Origin of the sequence: Pseudofrankia saprophytica, from assembly GCF_000235425.2 — a bacterium.
In the GTDB taxonomy this organism is placed as follows: domain Bacteria; phylum Actinomycetota; class Actinomycetes; order Frankiales; family Frankiaceae; genus Pseudofrankia; species Pseudofrankia saprophytica.
The window spans coordinates 5,538,742-5,552,244 of sequence record NZ_KI912266.1 but is presented as its reverse complement, the minus strand read 5'-3'; the positions used below and the strand labels follow the sequence as shown (position 1 = coordinate 5,552,244).

Annotated in this window: 13 protein-coding genes; 7 read left to right on the top strand and 6 right to left on the bottom strand. The window is 70.8% G+C overall.

Annotated elements, in window-relative coordinates:
• Positions 1 to 55: 55 nt before the first annotated feature.
• Complete coding sequence (locus FRCN3DRAFT_RS0223435) at positions 56 to 1,240, bottom strand: amidohydrolase family protein (RefSeq protein WP_007511186.1); 1,185 nt, start codon at positions 1,238 to 1,240, stop codon at positions 56 to 58.
• A gap of 534 nt (positions 1,241 to 1,774) precedes the next feature.
• On the opposite strand from FRCN3DRAFT_RS0223435, the gene FRCN3DRAFT_RS0223430 reads away from it, so the two are divergent.
• On the top strand, positions 1,775 to 3,076 hold the full coding sequence (locus tag FRCN3DRAFT_RS0223430) for an ABC transporter substrate-binding protein (RefSeq protein WP_007511187.1): 1,302 nt from the start codon (positions 1,775 to 1,777) through the stop codon (positions 3,074 to 3,076).
• A gap of 178 nt (positions 3,077 to 3,254) precedes the next feature.
• Positions 3,255 to 4,283, top strand: coding sequence for an LLM class F420-dependent oxidoreductase (locus FRCN3DRAFT_RS0223425; protein ID WP_007511188.1), 1,029 nt, complete (start codon positions 3,255 to 3,257; stop codon positions 4,281 to 4,283).
• A 34-nt stretch (positions 4,284 to 4,317) separates the two neighbouring features.
• Here the strand turns inward: FRCN3DRAFT_RS0223425 and FRCN3DRAFT_RS0223420 are convergent, their stop codons facing one another.
• Both FRCN3DRAFT_RS0223420 and FRCN3DRAFT_RS0223415 read right to left on the bottom strand, forming a co-directional pair.
• A complete protein-coding gene (locus FRCN3DRAFT_RS0223420; RefSeq protein WP_007511189.1) occupies positions 4,318 to 5,187 on the bottom strand; it encodes an enoyl-CoA hydratase-related protein in 870 nt (289 codons plus the stop codon).
• 81 nt (positions 5,188 to 5,268) lie between these two features.
• Positions 5,269 to 6,699, bottom strand: a complete 1,431-nt coding sequence (locus FRCN3DRAFT_RS0223415; protein ID WP_007511191.1) for a PP2C family protein-serine/threonine phosphatase — start codon at positions 6,697 to 6,699, stop codon at positions 5,269 to 5,271.
• Positions 6,700 to 6,786: 87 nt separating this feature from the next.
• Here FRCN3DRAFT_RS0223415 and FRCN3DRAFT_RS0223410 point away from each other — a divergent pair, with 87 nt between their 5' ends.
• Positions 6,787 to 7,455, top strand: coding sequence for a LuxR C-terminal-related transcriptional regulator (locus tag FRCN3DRAFT_RS0223410; RefSeq protein WP_007511192.1), 669 nt, complete (start codon positions 6,787 to 6,789; stop codon positions 7,453 to 7,455).
• 28 nt (positions 7,456 to 7,483) lie between these two features.
• On the opposite strand, the gene FRCN3DRAFT_RS0223405 is transcribed toward FRCN3DRAFT_RS0223410, so the two are convergent.
• Positions 7,484 to 8,446: a helix-turn-helix transcriptional regulator gene (locus FRCN3DRAFT_RS0223405; RefSeq protein ID WP_007511193.1), complete on the bottom strand. Its 963-nt coding sequence runs from the start codon at positions 8,444 to 8,446 to the stop codon at positions 7,484 to 7,486.
• Positions 8,447 to 8,507: 61 nt separating this feature from the next.
• On the opposite strand from FRCN3DRAFT_RS0223405, the gene FRCN3DRAFT_RS0223400 reads away from it, so the two are divergent.
• Positions 8,508 to 9,143, top strand: coding sequence for a DinB family protein (locus FRCN3DRAFT_RS0223400; RefSeq protein ID WP_007511194.1), 636 nt, complete (start codon positions 8,508 to 8,510; stop codon positions 9,141 to 9,143).
• A gap of 1 nt (position 9,144) precedes the next feature.
• A complete protein-coding gene (locus FRCN3DRAFT_RS0223395) occupies positions 9,145 to 9,582 on the top strand; it encodes a VOC family protein (protein WP_007511195.1) in 438 nt (145 codons plus the stop codon).
• A gap of 88 nt (positions 9,583 to 9,670) precedes the next feature.
• Here the strand turns inward: FRCN3DRAFT_RS0223395 and FRCN3DRAFT_RS0223390 are convergent, their stop codons facing one another.
• Both FRCN3DRAFT_RS0223390 and FRCN3DRAFT_RS0223385 read right to left on the bottom strand, forming a co-directional pair.
• Positions 9,671 to 10,534, bottom strand: coding sequence for a mycofactocin-coupled SDR family oxidoreductase (locus FRCN3DRAFT_RS0223390; RefSeq protein ID WP_007511196.1), 864 nt, complete (start codon positions 10,532 to 10,534; stop codon positions 9,671 to 9,673).
• Positions 10,535 to 10,755: 221 nt separating this feature from the next.
• The gene (locus FRCN3DRAFT_RS0223385) at positions 10,756 to 11,544 is read right to left on the bottom strand and encodes a TetR/AcrR family transcriptional regulator (protein ID WP_007511197.1); all 789 of its coding nucleotides are present in this window, start codon (positions 11,542 to 11,544) and stop codon (positions 10,756 to 10,758) included.
• Between the two features lie 331 nt (positions 11,545 to 11,875).
• Here FRCN3DRAFT_RS0223385 and FRCN3DRAFT_RS0223380 point away from each other — a divergent pair, with 331 nt between their 5' ends.
• Together FRCN3DRAFT_RS0223380 and FRCN3DRAFT_RS0223375 are read left to right on the top strand one after the other, a co-directional pair.
• A complete protein-coding gene (locus FRCN3DRAFT_RS0223380; protein WP_007511198.1) occupies positions 11,876 to 12,328 on the top strand; it encodes a pyridoxamine 5'-phosphate oxidase family protein in 453 nt (150 codons plus the stop codon).
• A gap of 72 nt (positions 12,329 to 12,400) precedes the next feature.
• The gene (locus tag FRCN3DRAFT_RS0223375) at positions 12,401 to 13,453 is read left to right on the top strand and encodes an aldo/keto reductase (protein ID WP_007511199.1); all 1,053 of its coding nucleotides are present in this window, start codon (positions 12,401 to 12,403) and stop codon (positions 13,451 to 13,453) included.
• Positions 13,454 to 13,503: the final 50 nt, after the last annotated feature.

Genomic DNA, 13,503 nt, shown 5'->3' with positions numbered 1-13,503 from the left:
GTGGCCGTACCAGCCATCGATAGCGGCGGCGGTCCGGTCCGCCGCGGGCGCGGGCTTACGCGCGCGGCGAGCCGAGCAGGTCGAGGCAGTTGTCTCGCATGATCTTGCGGATCTCGGCCTCGTCGAACAGGTCGAGCTCCTTGGTGAAGTCGGTGGGCTGGGCGAGACCCTCGCCGTGTGGCCAGTCGGAGCCGAACAGGACGCGGTCGACGCCGATCAGGTCCGCGAGCGCGCGCAGGTCCTCCTCGTAGTAGGGGGTGACCCACACGTGCTCGCGGATGGTGTCCAGCGGGTCCTCGGCGAAGGCCCAGGGCGTCTGGTTGGCCTGCTTGCGCAGCACCTTGACCAGCAGCTTCACCCAGTCCGAGCCGTTCTCGATGCTGGCGACGCGCAGGGTGGGGTGCCGGGTGAACACGCCGTCGACGATGAGGGAGGCCATCGTGTCCTGGATGGCCCGGTCGGCCACCAGGACTCGGCTCAGGACGCTCACGCTGCCGTACGCCTCGAACCGCGCCGAGCCGCCCCATGGCGCCGCGACGTAGCCCTCGTAGCCGCTGTCGCCGAGGTGGAAGGCCACCGGGATGCCGGCCTCGGCCAGCCGGGCCCAGACCGGGTCGTAGCGCTTGTCGCCGAGCGAGCGCGACGTGCCGTGCTCGGCCGGGACCGGGGCTGGGCGCACGTGGACCATCCGGCCTCCGCGTTCGAGCAGGCTGTCGATCTCGGTGACGGCGGCGGCCGGGTCGGCTAGCGAGAGCATCGGGACGCCGACGATCCGGCCGCGGTAGTCGAAGCCCCAGTCCTCCTCCAGCCAGCGGTTGAAGGCATGCAGGCTGGCCATCGTCGCCTCGATGTCGTCCCTGAGCGCCTCCTCGACCCCGCACCCGAGGGTCGGGAACAGCAGCACGGCGTCGAGGCCCTGCCGCTTGACGAGGTCGGCCCGCCTGTCGCGGTCGCGGTACTCCTCCGGGAGGGGTTCGACCTTCATCAGCGAGCGAGGGTCGACGCCGTCCGGGATCTGGCCGCGAAACAGCGGGTCCAGACAGCCCGGCACGATGATCGGATCGAACGTCGGGTTCGGGATGAACCGGTTGACCCGGCCTCCCATGAGCATCTGGACGCGCTTGCCGGTCTGCACGACCTGAACCCCGCGGTGGGCGAACTGACGGTCCAGGTGGCGGGTGAACGCGTCGAGGGTCTCGTAGTAGTGGTTGTCGGCGTCGATCGGCCGCAAGTCTGTCATTGCCTTCCTCGACCTGGTGGGAAGCGGTACTTTAACTCTTGAAAAGTGTGGCTTTCCGACTCGGACTGTACCTCCGCCCGCCCGGAGCGGCCACCCCCTGGCCGCCCGTGCGGATCCGGTGACGGGGCGGATCCGCGGGTCGCGGCGAGGACGGGGCCGAGCTCATCGAGGCTGGTGACGGTCGGTGGCAGAGGTGCGCCGGCGTGCGTCCATCGCGGGTAGATGATCGTTCATGGCCGGCGGGACCGCCAAAACTAGGTTGGAAAGGTCTACATGTTATCCCTTACACTCCGGGCGATCGAGGGCGTGGCAGGGTGCGCCCAGATCGGAGCCGGAGTGGCTGTGGGGCCCCAAGGTGCCTGGCCGGACCGCTCGCGTCCCGCCCGCGGCGCTCAGGCGCCGCGTGGGCGGTGGCCGGCCGCCCGGCGGGATCCCCGGTGGGAAGGCGACCAAAAGAGGTACATCTTTCGCCACCTGCTTCTCGGCGACCGCTTACCGGGCGGCTCAACGCCCGTCGACTCACCAGGGAGAATCATGGATAACACCAGTGGGCCCGCCGGCTTAGGCCGGCTGCCCGGAACGCGACGGGTGGCGGTGGTGGCGGCTGTAGCCCTGCTGGCGCTCGTCGGCGCGGCGTGTGGGGATAGCGGCTCGGGCGGTTCGGGCGGCTCCGATGGCTCCGGCGGCAGCGCGAACGCCTCGCTGCTCGGCCCGAAGCAGGCGGCGACCGGCACGCCGATCAAGATCGGCACGGTCAGCGACGGCCAGACGCCGGCGTTCGACAACACCATCCAGATCGAGGCCGCCAAGGCCATCACGGCCTACCTGAACGAGCATCGGGGCGGCCTCGCGGGCCACCCGATCGAGTTGGTCAGCTGCCAGACGCAGGCCGATCCGGGCAAGGCCGCCGACTGCGCGAACCAGCTGGTCCAGGCGGACGTCTCGATGGCCGTGTTCGGCGAGATCACGACCATGGCTCAGGTGTGGAAGCCACTGCACGACGCCAACATCCCGGTCTTCACCTACGGCACCACCGAGACGGGCGCTCTGCTCGACACGACCTCGACCTTCGCGCTCGCCAGCCAGATCGCCGGCCTCGCCGACCTGCCCATCGGGGTCGCGAAGGAGCACAACCTCAAGAAGGTGACGGCCGTCGTCATCGACGTTCCGCAGGCCACCGGCTTCTACGAGGCCGTCGGCAAGCAGACGTTCGCCGACGCCGGCATCGACCTGCAGCTGATCAAGGTGCCGCCGGGCACGGCCGACATGACCCCCCAGCTGGCGGGGGTAGCCTCGGGCACCCCCACCGAGGTGCACATCCTCGGCAACGACGCCTTCTGCATCGCGGCCTTCGACGGCCTGCGCGCGGTGAACTTCACCGGCCCGATCAGCGTCCTCAACCAGTGCGTCACCGACAGCTCGCGCAAGTCGATCGGAAGCCGTCTCAAGGGCGTGTCGATGGGCTCGCCGCTGGCGCTCGGCGACGACTCCAACAAGGACCTGAACCTGTGGAAGGCGATCGCCGAGACCTACGGCCACGACATCGACCTCAGCAACTCGGTGGGCGCGACCGTGTACCTGACGATGATGGCCATGTACTCGTCGCTCGACGGCATCACCGGTGACCTCACGCCGGCGGCCATGGTCGCGAAGATCAAGTCGGCGCCGAACAAGCCCCTGCCCGCCGGCGGCGGCCTGACCTACCGGTGCAACGGCAAGGCGTACGCGCTGACGCCGGCGGTCTGCGTCCGCGGCACCCTGCTGACGACGCTGGACGAGCACGGCAACCCCACGCTGCCTTACCGGCCGACGGGCAACTCGCCCGTCGAAGACTAACGCCGGGCACCGCCCGCCCGCCCCGATCTGGCCCGACCCGACCATCCGCCCTCCTGGGCGCGGCGGGAACCGGGCATGGATCGGGGCGGGCTCGACCGGGCGCCCCCGTCGCCCTCACCGCCCCGTCGAACCAGATATATCTAAACTGTTCGGCGCCTCCTGGCTAGAGTCGGGTGCCATGAGGATCGATGGCGGACTGCCGTCCGTGCTCGGGCAGGTGCCGGCCGCGGCGGCCGCGCTGGAGCGCCGGGGCTATGACGGTGCGTGGTGCGGAGAGGTGAACCACGACCCGTTCCTGCCGCTCGTGCTCGCCGCCGAGCACACGTCGCGAATCGAGATCGGGACCTGTATCGCGGTGGCGTTCGCGCGTAACCCGATGTCGGTCGCCCAGCTCGGGTGGGACCTGCAGGCGTACTCCGGTGGTCGGTTCGTCCTCGGGCTCGGCTCGCAGGTGCGCCCGCACATCGAGAAGCGGTTCGGCATGCCGTGGGGGAAGCCCGTCGGCCGGATGCGGGAGTTCGTCCTCGCCCTGCGGGCGATCTGGTCGTGCTGGCGGGATGGAACCCCGTTGCGCTTCGAGGGCGAGTTCTACACGCACAAGCTGATGACGCCGACGTTCGTCCCCGAGCCGCATCCCCACGGTGATCCGAGGATCTTCGTGGCGGCGGTGGGCGCGGCGATGACCCGGATGTGTGGCGAGGTGGCGGACGGCGTGCACACCCACGCCTTCACGACCCGCCGGTACCTCCAGGAGGCGACCCTCCCGGCGCTGCTCGACGGCGTCACCCGCGCCGGTCGCGACCGCGGTGACGTCCAGGTCTGCTGCCCGGCGTTCGTGGCCACCGGGCGGGGGGCCGCCGAGGTCGAGGCGGCCGCCGACGCGATGCGCCAGCGGATCGCCTTCTACGGGTCGACCCCCGCCTACCGGGCGGTCCTCGACCTGCACGGGTGGGGCGAGCTGCAGCCCGAGCTGCGCGCGCTGTCGCTGCGGGGGGAGTGGGCGGCGATGGGCAGGCTGATCGACGACGAGATCCTTGACGCCTTCGTCGTGGTCGCGCCCCTCGACACGCTCGCGGACCGGGTCCGGGACCGCTTCGAGGGCGTGGTCGACCGGGTCATGCTGGGCCTGCCGGCGGGCACGCCGGCCGAGACGGTCGAGTCGGTCCTGGAGGCTGTGCGCGAGCCCCGCGCCTCCCGGTCCGGTTAGCCAGGGCACCCGAGCTGGGTTCGGGGAGCCGGGTTCAGACGGGCGGGGGCACGTCGAGGCGTTCGAACCTGGGGTCGCGGCGCTCCAGGAACGACACCGCCCCCTCCACGGGGTCGGTCCCCTCGAAGGCCGTCCGCATGAGGGCGTCGGTCTGGTCGACGGCGTCCCCGAGGGCCCGCTGAAGATGCTGGTAGACGAGCTGTTTCGACACCATCATCGAGTGCGGTGACGCGACGCGGGCCAGCTCGGCGATGTACGCGCGGCACTCGTCCAGGAGGCGGTCCGGCCCGACGACGCGCTGGGCGAAACCGATGGCCAGCGCCTCCTGCGCGGGGATGGTCCGGGATGACCACAGGAGATCGAGGGCGTGGGCCGGCCCCACGAGGCGGGGGAGCAGCCAGCTGATGCCCTGTTCCGCGATGAGACCGCGACGGGAGTAGACCGTCGTGAAGCGCGCGGTGTCGGCGGCGAACCGCAGGTCGCAGGCCGCGGCGAGCAGGAAGGCCCCGCCGGCGCACACCCCGTTCACGGCGGCGATCACCGGTTTGCGGATCGTCAGCGGCCAGGTGAGCATCCGCTGCATGTCGGCCATGGCCGGGGAGCCGGGGAAGGGCCCCCGCCAGCCCTCGTCCGCCGCGCCCGCCACGCCGGCGGCGCCGTCCCGGGCGACCTGCGCGTGCAGGACGGCGACGTCGAGGCCGGCGGAGAAGGCTCGGTCGCCAGCGCCGGTGAGCACGATTCCGACCACCCGCCGGTCGTGCTCGGCGAGTGAGAACGCCTCCCGAAGCTCGCGCAGCGTCCGGCCACGGAAGGCGTTCATGCTCTCGGGGCGGTCGATCGTGACGACCGCCACCGGGTCGTCGATGTCCAGGCGGACGTCCTCGAACGCGCGCGATTCTGTCATCTCGACTCCCCGGCCAGCTCAAAGTATCTAGATGAATCTAGCCGTGATGCCCGCGGAAGGCACGAACGGCCGCCGCCTCCGTCATGGGGTCGGGCCTCTCAGGAGGAGTAGCGCGACGTCGTCGGTGAGTGGTCCGCCGTTGCGTCGTTCGATGTGGTCGATGAGGACGTCGGGGAGGCTGTCGTCGCCGGGTGGTGGGTCGATGGTGGTGATCTCGGCGAGGACGCCGTCCCAGCCGAGTCGTTCGCCGGTGGGGCCGTCGCGTCCCTCCAGCAGGCCGTCGGTGACCAGGAGCAGTTCCCAACCGGCCGGCAGCGGGACGGTGACCAGTTCGCTGGCCACGTCGTCGAGCACCCCGAGAGCCGGGCCGACCTCGTGGTCGGGCAGCGCGGCGAGGTGTGGGTGGATGAGGGCGGGTGGTGGGTGGCCGGCGAGGCGCATGCCGAGGGAGGTGCGGTCTGGTGCGACGGCGAGGGTGCAGACGGTGGCGAACAGTTCGTCGTTGGTGCGTTCGCTGACGAGGACGTCCTGCAGGTAGGCGAGTCGGTCGGGTTCGGGGATGCCGGCCAGGACGAGGGTGCGCCAGGCGATGCGGAGGCTGACGCCGAGGGCGGCTTCGTCGGGGCCGTGGCCGCAGACGTCGCCGAGCAGGACGTGGACGACGTGGTCGGGGGTCTCGACGACGTCGTAGAAGTCGCCGCCGAGTAGCGCCTGGCGGCGTCCTGGCCGGTAGCGGGCGAGATGGCCGAGGCGGGTGTCGCGAAGGAGCGGGGTCGGCAGGAGGCCGCGTTCGAGGCGGGAGTTCTCCTCGGCGCGTAGTTCGGATTCGTGCAGGGCGCGGGCGGCCTGCTCGGCGTCGCGTCGTTCGATGGCGTAGCGCAGGGCGCGGACGAGGGTCTTGCCGTCGATCTCGCCTTTGACGAGGTAGTCCTGGGCGCCGGCGGCGAGTGCTTCGACGCCGCGGTGTTCGTCGGCGAGGCCGGTCAGGACGACGATCGCGGCCCGTGGGGCGACGCGGCGCATGGTTTCGAGCGCGGACAGGCCGTGGCTGTCGGGTAGGCCCAGGTCGAGCAGGACGCAGCGGGCTCCGGCGGCCATCGCGCGGGCCTCGGCGATGCTGCTGGCCCGTAGCAGCTGGACCGGGGCCGACGTCTCGTCGAGGAGCTCCTCGACGAGGAAGGCGTCACCGTCGTCATCCTCGACCAGGAGGACGGGCCAGTCGGTCTGGCCGGGCTCGGCTGCCGCCTGCACGGGCAGCTCGAGGAGGGGCGTGAGGCCGGCCGACGCGGGTCCGGTCGAGCTGGCTTCGCGCAGGTTGGTGGACGATGCCGCCGGTACATCCCGGATGTGTCGGGTGTGACCGGGACTCACGAGCGCGCTCAGGTGTATCCCGATCGCTTCGCCCGGTTCGACACCAGGGACGATGACGCGGTCCGCCGGGGTGTACATGGCGGTCAGTCCGGGCACCTCGGAGACCAGTAGGTCGCCATGAGGCGGGATGTCGCCGACCATAGATCACACTTAACCCCGGACAAAGGGGGCGTGATACCCCCCTAGGGGTGGTAACTCCCGCCCATGCCAGGTGATACGCCCTTACCTATGACAGGCGGAGTGTCCGGGCCGATCACCGTGGCGCTGGTCGATGACTACGACGTGGTGCTCGCCGGGGTGGCCCGCATCCTGGCGCCTTATGAGGATCGTGTCTGCGTCGTCGAGATCGATACGAACAGTCCAGTCGGTCAGGACGTCGACATCGTGCTTTATGACTCCTTCGCCCAGGCGGAGGCAGGCGGAGACGACCTCGGGTACGTCGTCGCGAACAAGCACACCGGCCGGGTCGTCATCTACACCTGGATCTTCCACCAGAACCTGATCGAGGACGCCCTGGCTCGGGGCGCGCGGGGGTACCTGTCGAAGACGCTCACCGGCCGTGAGCTCGTCTCCGCGCTCGAGGCCGTGCACGCGGGGAAGGTCGTCGTGAGCCCGGCGCCTCGCTCCCGCGCCACCGCGGGCCAGGACTGGCCGGGCCGGAACGAGGGCCTCACCGAACGGGAGGCTGAGGTCCTCGCACTGATCACCCAGGGCCGCAACAATGCCGAGGTCGCCGAGATCACCTGCCTGAGCCCGAACACGGTGAAGTCCTACATCCGCGCGCTCTACCGCAAGATCGGTGTGGCCAGCCGCTCCCAGGCCGTGCTGTGGGGCGTCCATCACGGATTCGCCCCGGACCACCACCACCGCATCCAGTCCTGGCACGCCAGGCCGTAGCGGGCCGGTTGGCCTGTCAGCTGGTCTGTCAGCCGGTGCCGGCCAGCGCCGCGGCGCGGCGGGCGAGCCGGGCGGCGGCGGCGCGCAGCTCCGGCGGCTCCAGCACCTCGGCGTCGAAGCCGAGGCGGGCCACGTGCACGGCCAGCCAGTCCAGGTCCTCCCCGCCGAGGACGAGCACGCACCACCCGTCGCGGTCGTCGTCCTCGACGCGTCCCACCTGGGGTGGCACCAGCTCACGCACCTGGTCCGGCCGGGCGTGCACACGGACCCGGGCGAGATGGCGGTACGGAGCCGCCGTCACCGACCGCTGCACGTAGGCGACCGGGTCCGGATGCTCCCTCGGCCGGAAGCGCCAGGTCGTCGCCACCGCGTCGCTCATCCGGTCCAGCCGGAAGGTGCGCCAGTCGGCGCGCTCGACGTCCCAGGCCATCAGGTACCAGCGGCGGCCGGTGGCGACCATCCGCACCGGCTCGACGGTGCGCTCGCGCTGGGCGCTGTCACGGCCGGCGTACCGGAACCGGACCCGCACCGCGTCGCGGCAGGACCGCGCGAGCGTCACCAGCAGCTCCGCCGAGATCTCGACACCGGGGCCGACGAGGGTCTCGGTGGCGCCGTGCACCGCGTGCATCTCGGCGCGCAGCCGAGGCGGCATCACCTGGTCGAGCTTCGTGAGCGCCCGCAGCGCCGCCTCGCCCGCTCCGGCGACCGTGCCGCCCGCCGCCAGCCGCAGAGACACCGCCGTCGCGATCGCTTCCTCGTCGTCGAGGAGCAAAGGCGGCAGCCGGGTGCCCGCTCCGAGCTGGTAGCCGCCGCCGACGCCCGCCGTGGCGCGGACGGGATAGCCGAGCGCGCGCAGGCGTTCGATGTCGCGGCGCACCGACCGGTCGGTGACGCCCAGCTCGGTGGCGAGCGCGGCGGCGGTCCAGGACGGGCGGTGCTGCAGGAGCGTCAGCAGGCGCAGCACCCGCTCGGTCGTCGCCTCGACGGTCATGCACGCATTGTCCCCGCGATCGCGGAACGAAACTGTCCGCTATTGAGGGGAGGGTGGAACCATGACCGACCAGACCTGGAACTCGATGCTGCGCGACCAGCTCGCCTGGCACTGGACCCACCAGCTGCGCGATCGCCTCGACGGGCTCACCGACGACGAGTACTTCTGGGAACCGGCGCCCGGCTGCTGGAGCGTGCGCCCGCGTGGCACCGGCACCGCGCCGGTGGCGGCCGGGGCCGGCGTGATGACCATCGACTTCGCGGTGCTGGCTCCCTCGGAGCCGCCGCCGTTCGCGACGATCGCCTGGCGGCTCGGGCACGTGGTCGTCGGCGTGCTCGCGGTGCGCAACGCCGCCCACTTCGGCCGCGCGCCGACCGACTACCGGTCGTTCGAGTACGCCGCGACCGCGACCGAGGCGCTGGCCCAGCTCGACGCGGAGTACGCCACGTGGATGGCCGGGGTCGAGTCCCTCGGGGAGGCCGGCCTCGCCCGGGCGTGTGGCGCGGCGGAGGGGCCGTATGCCGAGTTTCCGCTGGCGGCGCTGGTGCTGCACATCCACCGTGAGCTGATCCATCACCTGGCCGAGGTGTGCCTGCTGCGCGATCTCTACCTGCATACTCACCCGCAGGCCCGGCACGGAACCGGCCAGCGGGCCGGTGAGCAGACCCATCAGCGAATTCGACAGGAGGCGAGCTGAGATGGCCCGCGACGTCCAGATCACCTTCGACTGCGCCGACCCGGCCAAGCTGGCCGCGTTCTGGGCCGAGGCGCTCGGCTACCGCCTGCAGGACCCGCCCGCGGGTTTCGACTCGTGGGACCAGGCGCTGACCGCGATGGGCGTGCCACCCGAACGCCGTAACGACGCCTCGGCTCTGGTCGACCCCGACGGCGCCCGACCGCGGCTGTTCTTCCAGCGGGTGCCGGAGGGCAAGCAGGTCAAGAACAGGGTCCATCTCGATGTGCGGGCCGCTCCCGGGCTTGCCGGCGACGCGCGGATGGCGGCTCTGGAGGCGGAATCCGCGCGGCTCGTCGACCATGGCGCGACCCGGCTCGGGCGCCACGAACCCGCTCCGCCGCTCGGGGCCGGGCACATCGTGATGGCCGACCCCGAGGGCAACGAGTTCTGCCTCGACTGAGCGTCCGCGCCCGCCTGGGGGAAGGCCGTCGCGCCTTCCGCCAGGCGGCGCGCTCGGCGGAGCGGCCGTCCTCGGCCGCGGGGCGGCCCTAGATGGCGCGTTCGCCCTTGAGCATCGAGCCCGCGTCGATGCGGATGTTGAGGCCGGTGATGTAGCGGGAGTCCTCGCTGGCCAGGAAGGTGACCAGGGCCGAGACGTCGCCCGTCTCGATGTACGGGATCGGCATCGGCTGCATCCCCGGGAAGGCTGCCTCCGCGTCCTCGCGGGTGGGCGTCTTGCCCTCGGCGACGAGGTCCGGGCGGAACGCGCGGTAGATGTCGTCGTTCATCAGCAGGCGGGTGTTGACGTTGGTCGGGTGGACCGCGTTCAGCCGGATGTTGTGCGGGGCCAGCTGCAGCGCGAGCGTCTCGACATACTGGAACCCGATCCGCTTCGCGAACGAGTACCCGACGCCGCCGGTCTTGCCCATCGCCTCGGTGGTGTTCTTCATCAGGCCCGCGCACGAACCGGTGATGATGATCGAGGCGCCGGCCTGCAGGTGCGGAGCGACGACGGCGACCGTGTTGTGGGCGCCGACGAAGTCGACGTCCATGCCGTCGATGAAGCCCTCGATCAGGGTGTGGTCATTCATCGGCAGGATGCCGGCGTTGGCGCAGACGATGTCGACCTTGCCGAAGCGGGCGAGGCCCTGGTCGAGCGCGGCCTTCAGCTCCGCCTTGATCCGCACATCTGCCTTGACCGCGACGATGCCGCGGCCGAGCGCCTCGACCTCCTTGACGGTCTGCGCCAGATCCTCCGCGCTCGCCATCTCGTAGTTGACGCTCGGGATGTCCTCACAGATGTCGACCGCGATGATGTCCGCACCCTCGCTGGCGAGCTTGATGGCGTGACTACGCCCCTGCCCCCGCCCGGCGCCGGTAATGAAGGCGACCTTGCCGTCCAACTTGCCCACGTATCTCGTCCTCCTCGTCAAGCGGCGTCGGTCGCTGGTCGTGGCCGCATCCGCCCGTCCCTATGCGATCGGCACTCGCTGATGGTGCCGAATTATGCGATCCTTGGTCGCATATCGTCAAGGTCGCGTTCCGCCTCGCGCCGCGACAGCGTAGCCGCGCGGCGGGACGGGGCGGGACGGGGCGGCTCGCGAGAGCGCGTCTCCAGTCGGGTTCGTGTGACTCATCCGCCGACGGGAAGCTGGTGGGTCACGCCGTCGAGGAAGACGGCCATGCCGTGGTCGAAGACGTCGTCGGCGGACGCCGCGATGTAGGCGCGCCCGGCTGTGCGCAGGGCGGTGAACTGGTCGGCGGGCAGCCCGTCGAGCAGTCGGCCGAATCCTTCGGCACCGGTCGCTCCGCTCGGACCGCGGCCGGCGGCGCTGCGTTGGATGTCGGCGGAGCCGGCGATGAATTTGATCATCGTGATGGTCGTGCAGGCGGCCTGTTCGTCGGTCAGCCCGGCTTCGAGGAACAGGCCCAGCGCGGCGTCGATGACGCGCAGCGTGTTCGGTCCGTATGCCCAGGTGCTCCGCCGGGCGGATGGCGGCAGTGGCTGGTCGAGGATGACGCGCCGTATCTCGCGCATCAGAGCCTCGGTATCGGTGCGCCAGCCCTGGCCGGTGCGGTCGAGTCGGACGTCGCCCATCACGTGATCGCTGATCAGTGCGATCAGCTCGTCGCGGCTGGCGATGTGCCGGTAGAGCGAGGCATTGCCGGTGTGGAACCGATCGGCTACGGCGCGTACGGTCAGCGCCTCGAGCCCGTCCTCCCGCAGGATCTCCAGGGCGGCCTCGACGATGCGGGTGGTGGTCAGTCCGCCGGCGCGCGGCCTGCGCCTGGCTTCCGCGGCGGCGCGATCCGCCCACCAGCGGGCCGAGCCGGGTTCGGGCGGCGCGACCTTGTCCTCGGGGGGTTCGGAGCATCCGGTCTCGGTGGGTGATCGGTGCTTCACCGGACCATCTAACACCATCTTGACACTATGCGACCGCTGGTCGCATACTTCGGTGGCCGCAAGGGAGCGCCGGAAGGAAATGACGGCCACTTCGGTATGGAGTGTGCGGCCACGATTGCCGGACGGAGGACGGCTGGCTGTCCTCCTCCGCGATTCCTGCTATCGACCGCGGGGCGGGCGGGAGTTGGCCGCCGGCGTCGCCGTCCGGACGCGACCGGGTTTTCCTGGCCAGCCGCCAGGCGGACACCATGGCGCATTGCCGGATGCTGCCTCGTATTCATTGGATGATCGCGGGAAGGTGTCGCCGCCTTTGGCGCGGCTGAGATCACGAAATAAGGGAGAAGGTCGGATGAAAGAACAGCGCCGAGGGCGCAAGATAGCCATGAGCCCGGCCGAGGTCGACGCCTTCCTGACCGAGGAACGGACCTGTCGCGTGGCGACATCAGGCGCGGAGGGGCCGCATCTGACACCACTGTGGTTCGTCTGGGACGGAACCGCGTTGTGGCTCAACTCGATCGTCAAGAGCCAGCGTTGGACGGATATCGCGCGCGACCCGCAGGCCGCGGTCCTGGTGGACACCGGGCACGGCTTCAACGAGCTGCGCGGCGTGGAGATTCGTGGAAAGTTCGAGCCCATGGGCGACGTTCCGCGCACCAGTGCGCCGGACCCGGGGCTCGAGGTCCCGGAACGCCTCTTCGCCAGGAAGTACACCGGCCGCGACGAGATGCACTACGACGGCCGGCACGCCTGGCTGCGGTTGACTCCGGAGAAAATCACGAGCTGGGATTTCCGGAAGATGTGACCCGCGAACCCGGCGGGAAATCGACGTCGGGCGACCCCGGAAGAGACCGCGCAGACAAGGGAAGGATCCACCGTGAACTATCGTCGGCTCGGAACAACCGGCGTCGAGGTGAGCGGGCAGTGCCTGGGCGCGATGATGTTCGGTGGGCTCGGTAACTCCGACCATGACGACTGCGACCGCATCATCAATCGTGCGCTGGACGGCGGGGTCAACTTCATCGACACCGCCGACGTCTACTCCCATGGCGAGAGCGAGGAGATCGTCGGGCGGGCGGTGCGGTCACGCCGCGACGAGGTGGTGATCGCGACCAAGTGCTTCTACCCGATGGGGGACGACCGCGGTCGCCGCGGCGGTTCCCGGCGATGGATCATGCGGGCCGTCGAGGACAGCCTGCGCCGCCTTGGCACCGACCGCATCGACCTCTACCAGGTGCACAAGCCCGACTGGGAGACCGACCTGGAGGAGACCCTCGGCGCGCTGACCGACCTGGTGCGCCACGGCAAGGTGCTCTACCTGGGGTCGTCGTCCTTTCCGGCGGACTGGATCGTCGAGGCTCAGTGGGCCGCCGCCCGGCGCGGTGGCAACCGGTTCGTCTGTGAGCAGTCCCAGTACTCGATCTTCGCAAGGTCGGTGGAACAGGCGGTTCTGCCCGCCTGCCAGCGGCACCGGATGGCGATGCTTCCGTGGAGTCCGCTCGCCGGCGGCTGGCTCACGGGCAAGTACCGGCGCGGCGAACAGCCACCGGCCGGATCCCGGTTCGACGCCAACAGCCCCTTCATGCTGGGCAGCGTCAGCTCCGCCGAGGACCGCCTCTCGCGGACCCGGTTCGACGCGGTGGACGCCCTGCGCACGATCGCCGACCAGGCGGGACTGTCCCTGACCGCGCTCGCGCTGGCATTCGTCGACAGCCATCCCGCGGTCACCTCGACGATCATCGGGCCGCGTACCCTGCCGCATCTCGAGGACGCGTTGGCCGCCGCGGACGTCCGCCTCGACCAGGACACCCTCGACGCCATCGACAAGGTCGTGCCCCCCGGCACGGATCTCCCCGGCGTCGACCACTTCGTCCAGTACCCGGCGCTGCGGCCCGAGGCTCGCCGGCGGTCCGCCTGGCCCGCGCCCTAGACACACGCACCGGCAGGAGCGCTTACGCCGCCCGGCTGGCCCAGCAGGCC

Bases quoted from the DNA above. Each gene is read 5' to 3' on its own strand.
- FRCN3DRAFT_RS0223395 (WP_007511195.1), top strand. From the start codon at position 9,145: ATGGCCCGCGACGTCCAGATCACCTTCGACTGCGCCGACCCGGCCAAG.
- FRCN3DRAFT_RS0223410 (WP_007511192.1), top strand. From the start codon at position 6,787: ATGACAGGCGGAGTGTCCGGGCCGATCACCGTGGCGCTGGTCGATGAC.
- FRCN3DRAFT_RS0223400 (WP_007511194.1), top strand. From the start codon at position 8,508: ATGACCGACCAGACCTGGAACTCGATGCTGCGCGACCAGCTCGCCTGG.
- FRCN3DRAFT_RS0223380 (WP_007511198.1), top strand. From the start codon at position 11,876: ATGAAAGAACAGCGCCGAGGGCGCAAGATAGCCATGAGCCCGGCCGAG.
- FRCN3DRAFT_RS0223425 (WP_007511188.1), top strand. From the start codon at position 3,255: ATGAGGATCGATGGCGGACTGCCGTCCGTGCTCGGGCAGGTGCCGGCC.
- FRCN3DRAFT_RS0223405 (WP_007511193.1), bottom strand. From the start codon at position 8,446: ATGACCGTCGAGGCGACGACCGAGCGGGTGCTGCGCCTGCTGACGCTC.
- FRCN3DRAFT_RS0223385 (WP_007511197.1), bottom strand. From the start codon at position 11,544: ATGGTGTTAGATGGTCCGGTGAAGCACCGATCACCCACCGAGACCGGA.
- FRCN3DRAFT_RS0223430 (WP_007511187.1), top strand. From the start codon at position 1,775: ATGGATAACACCAGTGGGCCCGCCGGCTTAGGCCGGCTGCCCGGAACG.
- FRCN3DRAFT_RS0223435 (WP_007511186.1), bottom strand. From the start codon at position 1,240: ATGACAGACTTGCGGCCGATCGACGCCGACAACCACTACTACGAGACC.
- FRCN3DRAFT_RS0223420 (WP_007511189.1), bottom strand. From the start codon at position 5,187: ATGACAGAATCGCGCGCGTTCGAGGACGTCCGCCTGGACATCGACGAC.
- FRCN3DRAFT_RS0223415 (WP_007511191.1), bottom strand. From the start codon at position 6,699: ATGGTCGGCGACATCCCGCCTCATGGCGACCTACTGGTCTCCGAGGTG.